The 17179-nt window shown below is 69.0% G+C and carries 12 protein-coding genes; 9 read left to right on the top strand and 3 right to left on the bottom strand.

Annotated elements, in window-relative coordinates:
* Positions 1-79 precede the first annotated feature (79 nt).
* Together G8A07_RS09220 and G8A07_RS09215 are read left to right on the top strand one after the other, a co-directional pair.
* Positions 80-1150 carry a DMT family transporter gene (locus G8A07_RS09220; protein WP_195796721.1) on the top strand — a complete coding sequence of 357 codons (1071 nt, stop codon included), beginning with the start codon at positions 80-82 and terminating at the stop codon, positions 1148-1150.
* On the top strand, positions 1147-1476 hold the full coding sequence (locus tag G8A07_RS09215; RefSeq protein WP_195796720.1) for a hypothetical protein: 330 nt from the start codon (positions 1147-1149) through the stop codon (positions 1474-1476). The genes G8A07_RS09220 and G8A07_RS09215 overlap by 4 nt, the downstream gene beginning before the upstream one ends.
* A gap of 21 nt (positions 1477-1497) precedes the next feature.
* Here G8A07_RS09215 and G8A07_RS09210 read toward each other — a convergent pair whose 3' ends face one another.
* From G8A07_RS09210 to G8A07_RS09200, 3 genes are all read right to left on the bottom strand, one after another.
* Positions 1498-2187, bottom strand: coding sequence for a PEP-CTERM sorting domain-containing protein (locus G8A07_RS09210; RefSeq protein ID WP_195796719.1), 690 nt, complete (start codon positions 2185-2187; stop codon positions 1498-1500).
* A gap of 75 nt (positions 2188-2262) precedes the next feature.
* Complete coding sequence (locus G8A07_RS09205) at positions 2263-4437, bottom strand: PhoX family phosphatase (RefSeq protein WP_195796718.1); 2175 nt, start codon at positions 4435-4437, stop codon at positions 2263-2265.
* A gap of 146 nt (positions 4438-4583) precedes the next feature.
* The gene (locus tag G8A07_RS09200; protein ID WP_195796717.1) at positions 4584-6383 is read right to left on the bottom strand and encodes a S8 family serine peptidase; all 1800 of its coding nucleotides are present in this window, start codon (positions 6381-6383) and stop codon (positions 4584-4586) included.
* A gap of 318 nt (positions 6384-6701) precedes the next feature.
* Between G8A07_RS09200 and G8A07_RS09195 the strand changes: the two genes are divergently transcribed.
* From G8A07_RS09195 to G8A07_RS09165, 7 genes are all read left to right on the top strand, one after another.
* On the top strand, positions 6702-8339 hold the full coding sequence (locus tag G8A07_RS09195; RefSeq protein ID WP_195796716.1) for a type II secretion system protein GspD: 1638 nt from the start codon (positions 6702-6704) through the stop codon (positions 8337-8339).
* Between the two features lie 201 nt (positions 8340-8540).
* Positions 8541-9362, top strand: a complete 822-nt coding sequence (gene epsA / locus G8A07_RS09190) for an XrtB/PEP-CTERM-associated transcriptional regulator EpsA (RefSeq protein ID WP_195796715.1) — start codon at positions 8541-8543, stop codon at positions 9360-9362.
* Between the two features lie 561 nt (positions 9363-9923).
* Positions 9924-10661 (top strand): PEP-CTERM sorting domain-containing protein, encoded by a 738-nt coding sequence (locus G8A07_RS09185; RefSeq protein WP_195796714.1) that lies wholly within the window; start codon positions 9924-9926, stop codon positions 10659-10661.
* Between the two features lie 117 nt (positions 10662-10778).
* Positions 10779-12197, top strand: a complete 1419-nt coding sequence (locus G8A07_RS09180; protein WP_195796713.1) for a hypothetical protein — start codon at positions 10779-10781, stop codon at positions 12195-12197.
* A 160-nt stretch (positions 12198-12357) separates the two neighbouring features.
* Complete coding sequence (locus G8A07_RS27820) at positions 12358-13560, top strand: PEP-CTERM sorting domain-containing protein (RefSeq protein WP_249937276.1); 1203 nt, start codon at positions 12358-12360, stop codon at positions 13558-13560.
* 243 nt (positions 13561-13803) lie between these two features.
* Positions 13804-15318, top strand: a complete 1515-nt coding sequence (locus G8A07_RS09170; RefSeq protein WP_195796712.1) for a hypothetical protein — start codon at positions 13804-13806, stop codon at positions 15316-15318.
* 107 nt (positions 15319-15425) lie between these two features.
* Complete coding sequence (locus G8A07_RS09165; protein WP_195796711.1) at positions 15426-17162, top strand: ShlB/FhaC/HecB family hemolysin secretion/activation protein; 1737 nt, start codon at positions 15426-15428, stop codon at positions 17160-17162.
* Positions 17163-17179: the final 17 nt, after the last annotated feature.

Genomic DNA, 17179 nt, shown 5'->3' with positions numbered 1-17179 from the left:
TCCCCTGTGAAGCGATCGCCGCGCCCCGGAACGCATCCGGCCCCTGCTCGCGGCGCGCCACTCGTCTGCCGAGGCATCGATGGCTAGCAGCAGCGACCAACACAACGCCTCCCACTTTCCCGCGCTCAAGGGCGGCCTGCTGGCCCTGCTGGCGGCCGCGTTGTTCGGCATCAGCACGCCGCTGGTCCAGCGGCTGGGCGTGGCGCTGGGCCCGTTCAGCACCGCCGCCCTGCTGTATGCCGGCGCCGCGCTGGTCGGCGGCCTGCTGCGCCGGCCGGCGGAGCGGGAGGCGCGGCTGCTGCGCTCGGACCTGCCGCGGCTGCTGGCCGTGGCCGGCTTCGGCGCGGTCATCGCCCCGGTCGCGATGGCCTGGGGCCTGCAGCGCAGCAGCGCCACCGGCGCCTCGCTGATGCTGACCCTGGAGGCGCTGTTCACCGCGCTGCTGGCCTGGAAGCTCTACGGCGAGACCATGGACCGCCGGGTCTGGGGCGCGGTGCTCTTGCTGCTGGCCGGCGGCATCACCCTGCTGCTGGATCTGGGCCAGGCCGGCGGCGGCCAGCTCTGGGGCCTGCTGGCGGTGATGCTGGCCACCGCCGCCTGGGGCATGGACAACACCCTGTCGCGGGCGCTGGCCGAGCGCGACCCGGCCCAGGTCGTGCTGGCCAAAGCCCTGCTGGGCGTGTCGGCGACGGCCGGCCTGGCCCTGCTGAGCGGCGAGCCGCTGCCGGGAGCGGGTGCCGCGCTCGGCCTCGTGGCGGTCGGCGCCACCGGCTACGGCCTGAGCCTGCGCTTTTATCTGCTGGCCCAGCGCGCCTTCGGTGCGGCCCGCACCGGCTCGGTGTTCGCGTTCGCGCCCTTCATCGGCGCGGCGCTGGCCTTCGCGCTGGGGGACCGTTCCGGCGGTTGGGGATTGGTCGTGGGCGGCGCGCTGATGTTGGTCGGCGTGCTGGTCCATCTGGCCGAGTCGCACGAGCATGAACATGAGCACCATGAGCTGATGCATGAGCATGCCCATTCCCACGACGACGGGCACCACGACCATGTGCATGACCCGATGCCGGCCGGCCCGCACAGCCATCCGCATCGGCACCGGGCGATCCGGCATTCGCATGCGCATGTGCCGGACGCGCACCATACGCACGAGCATTGATGCGCCGCAAGCACCACCACAACGTCTACGTCGTACTGCTGTCCGACCAGGTGTGGAACGAGCCCGCGTTCCGCAAGGCCAATCCCGGGCATGACATCACGCGGCCCTGCGTCTATGTGGGCATGACCGGGCTCGATCCCGATCTGCGCTTCGACCGGCACAAGGCCGGCATCCAGGCGAACCGCTTCGTGCAGCGCTACGGCCTGCGCCTGCTGCCGGAGCTTTACGAGGTCTACAACCCCATGCCCTACGACGGCGCGCGGGACATGGAGGTCGAGCTGGCGATCGGCCTGCGCGAACAGGGCTGGGGCGTCTGGCAGGCCTGAAACCCCAGCCCTATCAAGGCCTCAGGCCTTCTGCTGCAGACGGCGGCGGCTCAGCAGGCCCAGCACGCCCAGACCGGCCAGCAGCAGCGCATAGCTCTCGGGCTCCGGCACGGCCAGGGTCAGGTTGTCCAGCACGATGTTGTTGCCGGCCACGCCGAAGCCGTAGATGTCGGCGCTGGCGCGGCTGAAGCCCAGGAACTTGCCCTCGTCGTAGCCGTCCCAGCCGGTCTTGATCGAGTAGCTGAAGCTCTCCAGCGTGTTGCCGTACTGGTCGTAGGCCAGCAGGGTCAGGCTGTTGTTGACGCCGGCGATGCGGAACTGGTTCAGGTAGGCGCCGACGCTGCTGACGCCGGTCGTGAAGCTGAAGCCCAGCTCGCCGCGCTTGGCCGTGAAGCTGCTGGCCAGGAAATGGCCTTCCACCGCCGGGCCGCTGCCGAAGCCGGTCCAGGCGCCGTTCTCGCCCAGGTCGCGGTTGTTGGCGCCGATCTCGGCATAGGGACCAGCGGTGAGCTTCACCTCGACGCCGATCTCGGCCGTGCCCACGTCCACCTCGCCGGTGGTCAGCAGGCCGTCGTAGCCGTTGAAGGTGATCACCTTGCTGGGGCCGAAGCCGCTGTTGTCATGCACCGCGGCGGCCTGCGCGGCGGTAGCGGCGCCCAGCGCCAGCAGGGCCGCGGCCCCCAGGGTCTTGCTGATCATGCTGCGATTCATCGATTCACTCCTAGAAAAAGCGGGCCGCGGCGCGGCCCGGTCTTGCGATTGCGTTGCGGCGACCGGCGTGCTGCCTCAGCTGCCGATCACGCCGCCGTCGTTCTTCGTGACCACCACGACGGCGGAGCGCGGGCGGCCGAAGGGCAGCGCGGTGACGCCATCCGAGGCGGTGCCCCATTGCGAGGCCGGCCAGCGCGAGAACTGCTCGGGGTTGTGCGGCGGTGCACCCTCGCCCGGATGCTGGATGCCGACGAACAGCGCGCGGCCGTCCGGGCTCATCGTGATGCCGGTCACCTCGGCGTTCGGCGGTGCGGTCAGGAAGCGGCGCGTCGTGCCGCTGTTCGGGTCGACGCAGACCATGCTGTTGGCGCCGATGTTCTTCCAGTCGCCGCTGGCATCGCCGGCCTGGTCGGTCTGCACCCAGAGGCGGCCGAAGGGATCGAACCACAGGCCGTCCGGCGCGCCGTAGTCGGCCTCGCCATCGGGCGCGTCGACGATGTTGCCCTTGTAGTCGTTGCTGGGCTTGGGCGCCTTCGCGGTGCGGGTGTCGCCGGCCTGCACGAACAGATCCCAGCCGAAGCCGGTGGCGCGTACCGAGTCGCCGTCCTCGCGCCAGCGGATGATGTGGCCGTAGATGTTGTCGGCGCGCGGGTTCGCGGCGTCGACCGCGGGGCGGGCGCTGGCGGCGGTGGTGCTGCCGTCGGCCTTGTTGGCGCTGGCCGGGGTGGCGCTGCCGCGGCGGTTGTTGTTGGTCAGCGTGCAGTAGATCTCGATCTTCTTGAAGCCGCCGATGCGCGGGCGCGCGCCGGTCCACTCCGGGCGGTCCATCATCGTCGCGCCGACCGCATCGCCCGCCATGCGGGCCTTGATCAGGATCTTGGCCAGCACCTCGGCATCGTTCGCACCGGCGAAGTTCGGGTTGTCGCGCAGCGCGACACCATCGACGCCCAGGGTGCCGGGCAGCAGCGCGATCCAGCGGCCGCGCAGGTCGGCGCCGAACTGCGCAACATACAGCGTGCCGCTGTCCAGCAGCTCGCGGTTGGCGGCGCGGTTGCCGGGGTTGAACTTGGCGGCGCTGACGAATTTGTAGATGTATTCGTTGCGCTCGTCGTCGCCCATGTAGACGGCCAGATAGCCCTCGTCGTCGACCACGTACTGGGCGCTCTCATGCTTGAAGCGGCCCAGCGCGGTGCGCTTGACCGGCACGCTCTTCGGATCGAAGGGATCGATCTCGACCACCCAGCCGAACAGGTTGGCTTCGTTCGGGTTGGTGGCCAGGTCGAAGCGCGGATCCACCTCGTGCCAGCGGTAGCCGAAGCCGGCGGCCACGACGCCGTAGCGGTTGTAGAGCTTGCCGGCCTCGTTGGCGCCGGTCGCGGGCAACGCGGCGCTGGCGCCGAAGTTACCGTTCCAGTTCTCCTCGCAGGTCAGATAGGTGCCCCAGGGCGTGATGCCGTTGGCGCAGTTGTTGACGGTGCCATAGGCGGTGAAGCCGTCGCTGCTGCGGCCGGTCGCGAAGCTGCCCTGCTCGCCGATCTGGAACTCGACCGTCTTCAGCAGCGCATGGCCGGCGGCCGGGCCGGAGACGCGCATGCGGGTGTTGGCGGTGATGCGGCGGCCGTAGGGCGAGTTGCGCACCACGCTCCACTTGCCGTCGCGGCGGCGCGCTTCCAGCACCGACACGCCATGGGCGGCCTGCGACTTGCGGGCCTTGGCGATGCTGAAGTTGGCCTGGCCGTCGGCGTGCAGGATTTCCTCGTGGGTGTACTCGTTGTTGGCGCACAGCAGGCCGCGTTCGGCGCTGGGCTTGCCATCGGTGCCGGTGAAGGGGATGAAGGCCATGCCGTCGGTATGCGCGCCGTACTGGCGGGCCTGCTCGGCGGCGCTGTTGCTGGCGTCGGGCGCGAAGGCCGTGCCGCCGGCCACGATCGGGTCGCCCCAGGCGACGAACAGCTCGGCGGTATAGCCGGCCGGCACGCGCACGCGGTCGGCCACCGGCGCCAGCGAGGCCGGCACGTTCTCGAAGCCGATGCCCGGGAAACCCAGCGACGCCGGCACCGGCGCGGCCTCGACGGTGGCGCTCAGGCCGGACAGGGTCAGGCCGCCGGCGGCGGCGAGCGCGGAGGCGCTGGCCGAGCCCTTGACGAACAGGCGGCGGCTGTCGTCGACGGCATCGATGACCGTATGGATGGATACATTGCCCGACGGATTGAGCGTCTGGTCATTGCGCGGATGTTTGATGCCCTTCATGCAAAGCTCCTGCCTGGTGATGGTGGGGATGTCGGGCCGCCCAACACGGCCTGAAGCAGCTCACTATGCGAGGCACGGGCGACGCGGCCATGACGCGGCAGAGCCATTCGGCTCATGCGCCGCACCCCGACTTGAAGGGCATCGGCTCAGGACTTCGACACGGCGTCTTCTTCCTTGCGCCGCAGGCCCGCCATGCTCAGGGCCAGCGCCAGCAGCCACAGCGGCGAACCGGCTCCGCCCCCACCACCGCCACCACCGGTTTCGGGGGTGGGTGTCGGCGTCGGAGTCGGGGTTGGCGTCGGCGTGGGGGTTGGAGTCGGGGTCGGTGTGGGCGTCGGCGTTGGCAGCGGCTTGCTGCCCTGCAACGATCCGCAGCTGTCCAGCGCGCTGCCGCTCAGGCTGGCCGGGCTGCGGGTCGGTGCGGTGTAGCTGGTCGGCGCCTGGGCATAGCGCAGGGCCTGCTCAGCATCGAGCAGGCCGGCTCCGCAGCTGCTGGTGCTGCAGCTGCAGCGGCTGGGGTTGGCGGCGCTGCAAGCGCCCAACGCCGCGGCCACCGCATGTGGGCGCGCGCTGATCTGCAGCCCCGCCTCGACCTGGGCCAGGGTCAGCGCCGGATTGGCCGCCCACATCAGCGCGGCCGTACCGGCCACCTGCGGCGCGGCGAAGCTGCTGCCGCTGACGGCGCCATAGCCCCAGCCGCTGGCCTGCGGCGCGGCCGCCCCCTTGTTGGTGGTCGAGACGACACCGCCATCGGCCAGCAGGCTGTCGCAGGTCTTGCCACTATCGGCATCGCCGCCGGTGGCGGCCAGTTTCACCTCGCTGCCGAAATTCGAATAGAAGGCCTTGAAGCCCTGGCGGTTGACCGCAGCCACGCCGAACACGCCGGCACAGCTGGCCGGCCGACCGACCGCGCTGCGCAGATTGCCGGCCGCCGCGACGATCATCACACCGCGGCCACGCAGCTCGGTGATGGTGTCGCCATAGAGCCGGGCCGCCGCAGCCACATCGGCATTGGCGTCGTTGACATTGCAGGAGTAGAGCCCGGCGAAGCCGATCACGAGAATCTTGGCCGGGTTCGGGTTGGCCGGCACGCCTGCCACCGGCAGGCCTGCGGCCCAACGCATGCCGTCCACCATGTCGGCGACCGCCGCACCGCATTTGCCCGACACCCGCACCGGCAGGACACGGGCATTCCAGTTGATGCCGGACACGCCCGCGGCGTTGTTGGTGACCGCGCCGAGCTGGCCGGCCACCAGGGTGCCGTGCCAGCTGCTCTTCGCGTTGACGACGCAGCCATCCCATAGCGCCGGGTTGGCATCGAACTCGGCCTGGGTCAACGCGTCACCCGGATCGTCGGCGCTATTGCTGCGGCCCACGCCGTTATTGGCGTACTCGGGTTTGCTGACGAAGTTGTAGCCCGGCAGCATGTTGGCCTGCAGGTCCGGATGGGCGGTCAGGCCCGAGTCCAGCACCGCGATCACCGGGTTGGTGCTGCCCTTGCTCAGGTCCCAGGCCTTGGTGAAGCCGGCCAGACCGGCACTGCCGGTCGCAGCCGGATCGCCCAGCCACCATTGCTCGCTGGCGAACAGCGTGTCGTTGGGCACCGCCGCGCGCTGCTCGCGTGCCTGGCCCAGCACGGCCTCGACCCCGGGCGCTGCGCGCAGCGCAGCCGACAAACGCTCCAGCTGCGACGCATCGAGCGCGTCCCGACTGGCCAGTACCCACCAGCCCGAGCCCAGCGGCCGCACCTCGCGCAGGCCCTGCTCGCGCAGCAAGGCCGCAGTCGGCTGTGGCGTGCCCAGCTTGACGACCAGCTCCCGCACCAAGGCCGCCGACGCCGCAGGCGCCTGCGTTGCGCGCGGCGGCGCGGAGGAGGCTCCGCAGAGCAGCGCCGCGCTGGCCGCGGCGATCAGGGTGGGAGCGAGTCGGGGGGCGATGGAGCGCATGGCAGTTGGAAGGTGTCGGGTCAGCATGGGCGACACCCTATTGCGCCGTCGTGAACAGCGCATGACAGCCGGCGGTCAGGGGACCAAAAGCCCCGCTCGCGTCATCGCGTGGTCACCGACCGCCTCCAAGATGGCCCGTTTCGGCGAAGCGCTCCTCCTCTCTCGACCTATCCATCCCTCAGCCCGCCCGTGCCCTCCAGACTTCTCGTGCTGCCCCGCGGCATCCGCCGGGCTCTACAGCTTCTCGCGGTCTCGTCGGCGCTGCTGCTGATGTCCGGCTCTATCGGGGCCACTTCCAGCCAGCCAGCATCCAGGGGCTTGGCGCTGGACTTCCGCGACACCCGGCTGAGCACCGCGTTCGAAACCCTGTCCCGTCACAGTGGCCTGAACTTCGCCTTCGATCGCGACGTCCGCACCGACAGCCGGCTGACCCTGTCGCTGCGCCACGCCAATGTCGACGAGGCACTGCGACTGCTGCTGGAGCTGCAGCAGCTCGAGCGCAAATGGCTGACACCCAACACCCTGTTGATCTACCCGGCCACCCCGGCCAAGAAACGCGAACACCAGGACCTGCAGACCCGCAGCTTCTATCTGAACAGCGCCGACCCGAAGCAGGTCCAGACCCTGCTGCGCGACATGCTCAAGACCCGCGACCTGGCGATCGATGAGCGCCTCAACCTGGTGGTGATGCGCGACACGCCCGAGGCCGTGGACCTGGCCGAACGCCTGGTCGCCGGGGTGGACCGCCCCGATGCCGAGCTGACGGTCGAGCTGGAGCTGATCGAGGTGTCGAGCGACTTCGGCAGCGAACTGGGCATCGACTGGCCGGCCTCGATCCAGCGCGGCCTGCCCGGCGGCGCCACCCAGATGCCCTGGGGATCGGGGCGCGAACTGATCAGCAGCGTCGCGAACCCGGCGCTGGCGGCCCATCTGCGCAGCGATCGCCGGTACGCGACCCTGCTCGCGAATCCGCGCCTGCGCCTGCGCAACCGCGACAAGTCCAGCCTTGTGCTGGGCAGCAAGCTGCCGGTGTTCAGCAGCATCGCCGGCCCCAACATCGGCCTGACAACCAGCATCAGCTACCAGGATGTCGGCTTGAAACTGGCGTTGCAGGCGCAGGTCCTGCCCGATGGCGAGATCGTGATCTCGCTCGACATGGATCTCAAGCATCTGCTGGGCGAGGTTCGCTCCGCCGGCGATCCACCGGCCACGGCCTACCGCATCGGCCAGCGCAGCACCAGCACCGTGGTGCGTCTGCGCGATGGCGAGACCCAGTTGCTGGTCGGCATGATCGGCGAGGACGAGCGCGCACAGGCGCGCGGCCTGCCCGGCCTGTCCCGCCTGCCGCTGCTGGGGCGCCTGTTCGGCGTCGCAGAGGACACACGCAACCGCGGCGACATCGTGCTGCTGCTCACCCCCCGGCTGCAGCGGGCCGCGCCCTTGCCCGATGCCGCGCTGCTGACGCTGCACAGCGGGCGCGACGCCGATCCGGCGGCGACCAGCCTGCGCCTACGGCGCGGCGTTGTCGCGGCCTCGACCGCAGCAGCGGCAGCGGAGGCGGCCGATCCGGCGGCGCCAGCGCCCGAAGCGGCCGACGGCGAGTACGGCGCCGACGCGGAGCCGAGCGTCGAGATCCAGACCGGCGGCAGCGCCAAGATCGGTGAAGCCCTGTCGGTGTCGTTGCACAACAAGTCCAAGCATCTGCTGCGCGGCGAACTGCGCTACGACCTGAGCCTGTTCGCGCCGGACGAGGCTGGCAACGCACCGAATACCGGCAGCCTCCCCTTCGAGCTGCCGCCGCTGGGCCAGGTCTCGCTGCCGCTGCGCGTACGCTCGGGCGCGGCCGGTGTGGTCTCGATGCTCGAGGTCGTCAATCTACAGGGCAAGAACGCCGCCGGCGAGGCGCTGTCGGTGCAGCTGGAAGGCAGCGGCGAGGTCACGATCCGCGCCGAATGAGGCATCCGGCGCAGGCGGGCCGCGCCCCATGAGCCGAACGGTCCATGACCCGCAAATTCCTTCAACGCAGGGTCATCCACGCGCTTTACATTGCGCAACGTTCGCAGCGGCGGCCGGCAACATGGCTTGGTTGCCGGCCCGCTCTGCCCTGTTCTCAACCGCATCCATGTTTTCATGAGCAATCCTGACCCGAGCGGCATCTTGACGACAAAAGGAAGTCTGGAGGCCGAGGCCCTGATGCGGGCGGCGGACTCGGCGCTGGAGGTGCGGCGGCGCTACCAGTTCTTCGTCTGGATGCAGAGCCATCTGCAGCCGCTGCTGCCGCATCAGCTGGCCATCTGCGGCGCCTACAAGCGCGCGGCGCGCGAGCTGGTGTTCGATGTCTTCAACACCGTACCGCTGCCCGATGCCTTGCTGTCGGCGCTGAGCCGCAACACCAGCCCCCTGATGCAGCGGCTGCAGCTGGTCTGGCTGCAGGCGCGCTGCCGGCCGGTCAGCACCGGCATCATGGCGCCCGACGACGGCGTCTCGCCGGACACCCAGGTGCTCATCGACGCCGGTGTCGGCGACATGCTGGTGCACGGCTTGTCGCGGCCCCAGCGCCCCAGCGAGATCGAGGGCTTCTACGTGTTCGCGCGCGTCGGCGCTCAAGCCACGCCGGCGCAATGCCGCCATCTGGAGCTGTTGCTGCCGCATATCCATGCGACCTGGCAGCGCGTGCAGAACTTCGAGCATGAGCTCAGCCCCATGCCGTCGATGCAGCCGCAGCGGGGCGCGCATCCCACCGGCATCACCGAACGCGAACGCCAGATCCTGGCCTGGCTGCGCGAAGGCAAGAGCAACCAGCAGATCGGCGAGGGTCTGGGCATCAGCGCGCTGACGGTGAAGAACCATGTGCAGAAGATCCTGCGCAAGCTCCGGGCCAGCAACCGCGCCCAGGCCGTGGCCTGCGCGATGACGCTCAACTTGCTGGACCACCACCAGTTGCCGGGCCTGGCGCTGTTCGAGGCGCCTAAACGCTGAGGGTCACCCTAGATCCGGCAGTTGGGCGAGCCCGAGGGGCTGGCGAGGCGGGTCGCGGGCTAGGCGCGACGACGAAGTGGGCTCCTGCCCACGAGGAGAAGCAACACCGCCAGCGGCCCGAAGCGCCAGACCAGCGGGTTCGCAGTGTTCATTCATCACCGAAGTGGTGAACAACATATCCAAAGACACCAAGACACTGACTTGCCAAGACCGTCGAGGAGGGGCAAACGGTCAACTGCTGGACCTAGGGTCATAGTCCGAAAGGGCTGCAAAGCCCTTCACGGCGCCTCCAACGCCTGTCACCGTCGACTGCGAAAGTCCTCCTGTCGAAATGACAACAGTCGTTCTTTAGAGCCGGGGGCGCTGCCCAGCACTCGCCCCCGACGCCCAAGCCCGCCTCCAGTCGCAGCATTCACCGCTGCGCCCTGGCAGCGGCCGCCCAGGCGGTGAAGCGAGGGATAGATGAGGGAGGGAGTTCGCTGCGGGCTTCGTTCGACTATCTATCAATCAAGCAACAAGCAATTAGTCATCCCAGCCAAGTTCATAGATCGGAGATCACATATGCAATTCAAGACCATCGCCCTGGCCGCCCTGCTGGCCACCACCGGCTCGGCCTTCGCCGAGATCAAGACCGGCCAGAACGGCGTGTTCGGCGAGTCCGAGCTGGTGTTCATCGCCAGCAACGCCAAGGGCTCCTTCATCAAGGACCTGGGCATCACCGCTTCCGCCTTCCAGGCCAACGGCAACTTCAACATCTCGGTGCAAGGCGCCGAGTGGAACAAGTTCCTGGCCTTCGGTGGCAGCGACACCAAGTGGAGCGTGATCGCCGCCAACCCGATCGGCTTCGGCTTCGAACCCGGTGAGATCAACGCCTTCACCACCGTGGCCGCCAACCAACCCGTCAACGGCGTCACCAACCAGGCATTCAACGACGCCGTCGGCAACTTCGCCAACATCTTCGCCGTCAGCGACATCGCCGCCGGCACCGGCGCTGCCAACATCGAGCTGGCCCAGGCCGCCGGCACCGAGGGTTATCTGGGCAGCTATGTCGACTTCGCCGGCTACTACAAGCAGCAAGGCTCGATCGGCAGCAGCCTGAAGATGGCCTACCTGACCTCGTCCAGCGCCGACATCAACGAGCTGGTCCTGGCCTCCTCCTTCGCCAACGCCAGCACCACGGTCACCTTCGACAGCAACAACATCATCGCTGCCAGCACCGTGCCCGAGCCCAGCACCTATGCGCTGCTGCTGGCCGGCCTGTGCGCCGTCGGCTTCATGGCGCGCCGCCGCCAGGCCTGATCAAGACGACCGACTGATCCCAAGGTCCCTCTCCCCGGCGCCCTCTTGACGAGCGCCGCGGGCGGAGCCTTGTCCGGAATCAACCTCTGCATCATCTTTCTTGAAAGCACCATCATCATGAAGATCCGCAACACCGTCATCGCCCTGGCCTCGCTGGCCGCCCTGGGCTCGGCGCAAGCCCTGACCCCCGCCGAAGTCGTCGCCGAGCGCAATGCCGGCAACCTGAAGGAAGTTCGCATCGCCGGCGCCTCGGCCCTGCGCCTGGCTCTGGGTGGCTATCTGCAGGAAGTCGCCAACCCGACCACCCTGGACGTGTACTTCAACGACGCCGCCGGCGCCAACCACCGCGCCTACGCCTTCCGCCTGGCCGTGCAGGTCGGCAACTGGCCCGCCGGCACCGCCGTGCTGGTGACCAAGCGCGACGCCGGCGGCTCCGGCCAGGGCGTCGGCCCGATCATCACCGCCGATGCGACCCAGGCCCATATGGTGGTTGACGCTTCCTGCGTCGCGACCGCCAACGCCTCGCCGGCCACCGACATCCAGAAGCCCACCTTCACCTGCGCCGGCACCGCCGGTGCCTTGGCCGACGCCGGCCTGTCCGACGTCGAGCCGGCCCTGCTGGAAGCCCCGATCAACGCCGGTGCCAACCGCGCGGTCGACAACCTCGACGCCGCCGGTTTCGTGCAGAACGTGTTCGGCGTGGCCGTCAACAAGAAGCTCTACCTGGCCCTGCAGAAGGCCCAGGGCCTGGTCAGCGGCAACGACATCGACGAGGACGCAGCCAAGCAGCCCAGCATCCCCGCCACCTTCGTGCGCGGCGCGCTGACCGGCCAGCTGCTGGGCAGCAACGCCCAGAAGAAGGGTTGGAACCTGCTGATCCCGACCTCGGTCGACGCCGCCGTCAACAGCAAGAAGGTCAACGTCTGCCGCCGCACCGCAGGCTCGGGCACCCAGGCCGCCTCCAACGCCTACTTCGCCAACAACCCCTGCGGCGGCGCTAGCGCCTACATCCCGTCGAACGCCGGCGGTGGCGCGATCTCCGCAACCGGCGCGTTGACCATCGTGGCCGGCGCCAGCACCGGCAACGTCGAGGACTGCCTGGGCAAGACGGCGCAGGATGCTGCCGGCGATGCCTACGCCCTGGGCGTGATCGGCCGCGAGAACAACCCGCGCGCCAACGGTGGCGACAAGGGCTATCGCTTCGTCAAGCTCAGCGGCGTCGCCCCGGAACGCGCAAACGTGATCAACGGCAGCTACGAGTTCGTCACCGAGTCGACGATGCAATGGGCCAAGAGCGGCGCCAACGCCCCGACCGGCGACAAGCTGGAGTTCCTGAAGACCCTGCGCGCCAATATCGGCAAGGCCTCCGTGCTGGCCCAGCTGGACCCGGACCTGCAGGCCGGCCTGGTCGCCACGCCCGCCACCATCCCGGCCGGCACCGCCTGGGACGACCTGGCGCCCGAGGTCAAGGCCTTCACCTCGCACACCGCCCGCGCCGCCGCGAAGAGCTGCACCCCGGTGCGCATGGCCAAGTAAGTAAACAGCAGGTCATTCAGCGCGGCTGTTAAGGATTAGAGCCGCAGCCGGCCCAGGGGTCATCGCACCCCTGGGCTCTTTTTACCTGCTCTTGCAAGAAGGCGATCCGCGGCCGCCGAAACTTGAACCGAACCGATTTGATTTGAGGATCGAACCCACCATGAAGCCCTTGTCGCCTGTCCCCCGTCTCACGCCGAGGCTCCTGCGCCGAAGAACCGCCGTGGCCGCCGCGGCCCTGCTCATCGGTGGCACGGCCGGGGCCGCGATTCGCTCCGGCTCCAGCGCGGTCAATCCCGAAGCCGCATCGTTCCCCGAGCTGTTCCTCGTCATCTACGATCCGGTCGCCAAGGTCCAGTACACCAAGGACCTGGGCCTGACGGCCAAGCCCTATATCGAGGGCGAGGATCAGAAGGACAATTTCTTTACCTATGCCCAGCAGGACGCGGGCTACCAGAAGTTCTTCGACCCGCTGAATAGCGACCCCAATTTCCAGACTTTTTCGTCGGTCTCGACCGAGAAGGCCAACCAGCGCTGGGGGATCTACGGAGTGGGCGGAATCGGCTTCGGGTTCGAGCCCCATGAGAAATTTGCGTTCACCACCTTGCGGCATGAGACGGCTGCAGGCACCGTCAATCCCAACTGGGCCCTGCTCAAGGGAGGCGGGACCTTCAAGAACCAAGAGTTCAACGACGCCGTGGACAATTTCGCAGGCGTCACCGGCCTACGTGGAATAAATTGGGCGGTCGGCCCCGGGGGCTCTAATGGCACCAATCCAAACAACAGCCACTACAGGCCGGGTGTTACCGACTTTACGAACCTGACCGAAGCCGACTTCCAGGTCAATGGCTCCAGCGTCGAGTTCGAGAACTTCCCAGGCTTCTTCGGCGGCGACTCCGTTCTCAAGGATGGCACGTGGAAGGGAGGTGGCCCCGACTCGATGAACCGCATCGGCAACTCGTCCTGGTTCTACTACGCGACATCGAGCAATGGGGACATGTACGGACCGCTCCTCGTCGACGAGTTCGACAACGCCGGCCATGACGGCTATTGGGGCCTGGCCGTCAATGCCAAGGGCGAGTACATCCTGAGCTACACGCAGGAAACGGCCGTCACCAAGGTCAGTACGGCATTGGGCCTGCAGCGCCGCGCTCGCACCGACTTCGCCGCCGGTGTCATCGGCAACAACAGCACCCGCTTCATCGCCGCCCCGGCCGGCGAGTTCGCCGGCTGGACGCCCAATGGCGGCGCCACGGTCTCGGCTGTGCCCGAGCCATCGAGCTGGCTGATGCTGGGCCTGGGCCTGGCCGGCCTGGCCGCGCTGCAGGCGCGCCGGCGCCATCTTCACCGCGAAGACCTGGTCTAGAGAACAAGGCGGCGCTTGCCCGCCGAGCTGCCCCGCTGCCGCTGCCGCTGCAGATCAGCCGCAAAAATGAGAAAGAAGTGAATGAGCGAAGCCACCACCGGTCAAGGCCGGTGGTGGCGGCTGTGGCGCGGGCGGACGGGCAAGTAGATGGATGGATTGATGGGTGGATGAACAGGCAAAGACCTGTAGCCACCAGACCCAGTTTCGTCACCACCAACCACACATCCAGGGAGGATGTCATTCATGAGCACGTCAGCACCCACGGTCATCGTCAAACCGTCCGCGACTCACAGGCCGCCCCGCTTCCTCAAGACCACGCTCACCCTGGCCGCAGTGGCGGCCGCCTTGTTCGCCGCCCCGGCCGCCCGAGCCCTGAGCCCGGCCGAGGTGAGCGCCGAGCGTGCCGCCGGGCGCCTGCAGGAGATCCGCCTGAGCGGCGCCTCCTCGCTGCGCCTGCTGATCGGTGGGCATCTGCAGCAACTGGCCCAGCCGGGCAGTTTTTCCGTCTACTTCTTCAACGACGCCCGGGGCCATCAGCACCGTGCCTATGCGCTGCGCCTGAACACCACGATGGGCGACTGGGGCCCGGGCACGCCGCTGCTGCTCAGCAAGCGCGACCTCGGCGACGCCCAGCAGGGCGTGGCGCCGCTGCTCACCGCCGATGCGAACCAGCAGCACCTCAGGGTCGATGCCGCCGGCTGCCGGCCTAGCGGCCTGGCGCCGCAGCCGGGAGGCCAACAGCAGGATGTGCGCCGGCCCGACTACCTCTGCACGACGACCCAGCCGGCCCTCGCCGATGCGGGCTTCTCCGACGTGGAGCCATCGCTGATGGAAGCGTCGATCAACTATGGCGCGGGTCGCAACACCGAGAACCTGGAAACCCACGAACTGGTGCAGACCCTCTATGGCGTCGCGGTCAACAAGCGCCTGTACCTGGCGCTGCAGAAGGCCCAGGGCTTGGTCGACACCGCGGCCGCCGAGATTGACGAGACGCCCGAGGCCATGCCCAGCCTGCCCGAGGGTTTCATGCGCGGCGCGCTGACCGCCCAGCTGCTGGGCAGCCTCGCCCAGAAGAAGGGCTGGAACCTGCTGATACCACCCAGCGTCGATGCGGCCATCCACAGCAAGAAGCTCAATATCTGCCGCTACAAGGCCGGCAACGGCACCCAGGCGGTCAGCAATGTGCATTTTGCGAGCAATCCCTGCAATGGCACATCGGCCTACATCCCATCCAACCAGGGCGGCGGAGCCTTCGGCGCCACCGGCATGCTGAGCATCCGCGCGGTCGACAGCGCGGGCGAGCTGGAAAGCTGCCTGGGCGAGGGCGTCGAGGGGCTGGAAGGGGCCTATGGCCTGGGCATCCTGGCGCGCGAGAACGCGCCGCGCTCCTGGGTCAACGGCCAATGGCTGGATCAGGGCTACCGCTTCGTCAAGCTCAGCCAGGCCGCGCCACGCCGCCAGGCGGCGGCCGAGGGCGAATACCCGCTGTTCTACGCGACCACCATGCTGTGGGCCAAGACCGGCGCCAATGCGCCGACGGGCGCCAAGCTAGCCTTCTTGCGGGACCTGCGCGCCAGCCTGGGCGCGCCGGCCACCCTGGCCGCGCGGCATCCGGAGCTGCAGGAGGGGCATCTGGCGCACCCCTCTTTCAGTTCAGGCATGGCCTGGGAAGACCTGGACCCGGTGACGCGCAGCTTTGTCTCGGCCACCGCACGTGGCGCGCTCAAGAGCTGCACGCCACTGCGGCGTTACAAGTAAGTGAAGTGAAGCCAAACGGCGCGGCCGCGTCGCGCCACCCACCGCCATGAGCCATTCGACCCATGGCGGTTCACCGCCGTTTCACCGGCGGCCGCCACACTGAAACCATGGAAAAATTCACGTTCCGCGCCCGCGGCGAGCGGGTGCGGCCCCTGCTTTTTTTGTCGCCGCCGCCTGCGCGTCCCGCCGCAGCCGCCCTGCTGCTGCTGTCGGCCGCGTTGAGCCTGCCCGCGCTGGCCCAGCCGGGTGCGCCACAGGCCGCGGCCGCCACCGATGCAGCCGCCGCAGCCCCGCGCTTTGACATCCTCGAGTTCCAGATCGAGGGCAACACCCGGCTCTCCGAGCTGCAGATCGAGGCGGCGGTGCTGCCCTTCCTGGGCGAGGGCCGCAGCATCGCCGACGTCGACGCGGCGCGTGCCGCGCTCGAGAAGGCCTACCAGGGCGCAGGCTACCTGACCGTGTTCGTCGACGTGCCCGAGCAACGCGTCGAAGGTGGCGTGGTGCGGCTGGCGGTGCTGGAGGGGCGGGTCGAGCGCCTGGCGGTGACCGGTTCGCGCTACTACGCCCAGGGCCGCATCCGCGCGGCGGTCGGCGAACTGGCGGCCGGCCAGGTGCCCAACTTCAATCTCGTCCAGCAGCAGCTGGCGGCGCTCAGCCGCGGCGAGGAGCGGCGCGTGCAGCCGGTGCTGCGGCCGGGCCGCCAGCCCGGCACGGTGGAGGCCGAGCTGAAGGTGGAGGACAAGCTGCCGCTGTCCGGCAGCATCGAGTTCAGCAATGCCGCCTCGGCCGACACCGATCCGCTGCGCGCCGCGCTGCATCTGCGCTACGACAACCTGCTGCAGCGCGACCATGCGATCGCGCTGACCCTGATGGGCGCGCCGATGCACAGCCGCGAGTCGCGCATCGTGGTGCTGAACTACACCGTGCCGCTGACCGATGGCGACGCCCTGACCTTCACCGCGGTCAATTCCAGCAGTGATGTCGACAGCCTGGGCGGCGTCAATGTGCTGGGCAAGGGCGTGACCCTGGGCCTGCGCTACAGCCTGTCGCGCGCGCTGGCGGAATCGGTGCACAGCCTCAGCCTGGGGCTGGACTTCAAGGACCTGAAGGAGAACGTCAGCCTGGGTCGCGGCGCGGGCGCCGCCGCGCTGAGCGCCAACCCGCTGCGCTACATGCCGCTGCAGGCGGCCTATAACGGCACCTGGTTCGGCCCGACCTCGCAGCACAACCTCGGCCTCACCGCGACGATAGGCCTGCGCCGCCTGCTCTACCGCGAGATCGACTGCCAGCTGGCCGACGGCACGGTGGTGCGCGACGACCAGTTCGCCTGCAAGAACCGCGGCGCCGATGGCGGCTTCTCGACCCTGAAGCTGGACTGGCGCGGCCAGCAGCGCCTGGGGCCGGTGGAGCTCGCCGCGCGCTTCGGCGCGCAGCTGGCCACCCAGTCGCTGCCCAGTTCGGAGCGCTTCTCGCTGGGTGGCGCCGACACGGTGCGCGGCTACTACGAGGGCGTGGCGGCCGGCGACTTCGGCTGGCTGGGCTCGCTGGAGCTGCGCAGCCGCAACTACGCACCGGCCCTGCTGCGCGCCTTCGAGGGCGCGAACCTGCCGCCCTTCAGCGAGCTGGGCCTGCATCTGTTCGCCGATGCCGCTTCCGCCAGCCTGTTCGACCCCGAACCGGGCCAGCAACGCCGCGTGCCGCTGCTGTCCGGCGGCGTCGGCCTGCGGCTGGCGCTGAGCACCGGCCTGTCCCTCAACCTCGACTGGGGCCGCCGCCACCGCGACCTGCCGAATCGCCGCGCGCCGCAGGACCACCTGCATCTGCGCGCCGCGCTGCGCTTCTGAGCCGCAGCCCTTTCGCC

Source organism: Roseateles sp. DAIF2 (genome assembly GCF_015624425.1).
Classification (GTDB): Bacteria; Pseudomonadota; Gammaproteobacteria; order Burkholderiales; family Burkholderiaceae_C; genus Kinneretia.
The sequence above is the reverse complement of the archived record's forward strand: the minus strand, read 5'-3'. Positions and strand labels throughout refer to the sequence as shown.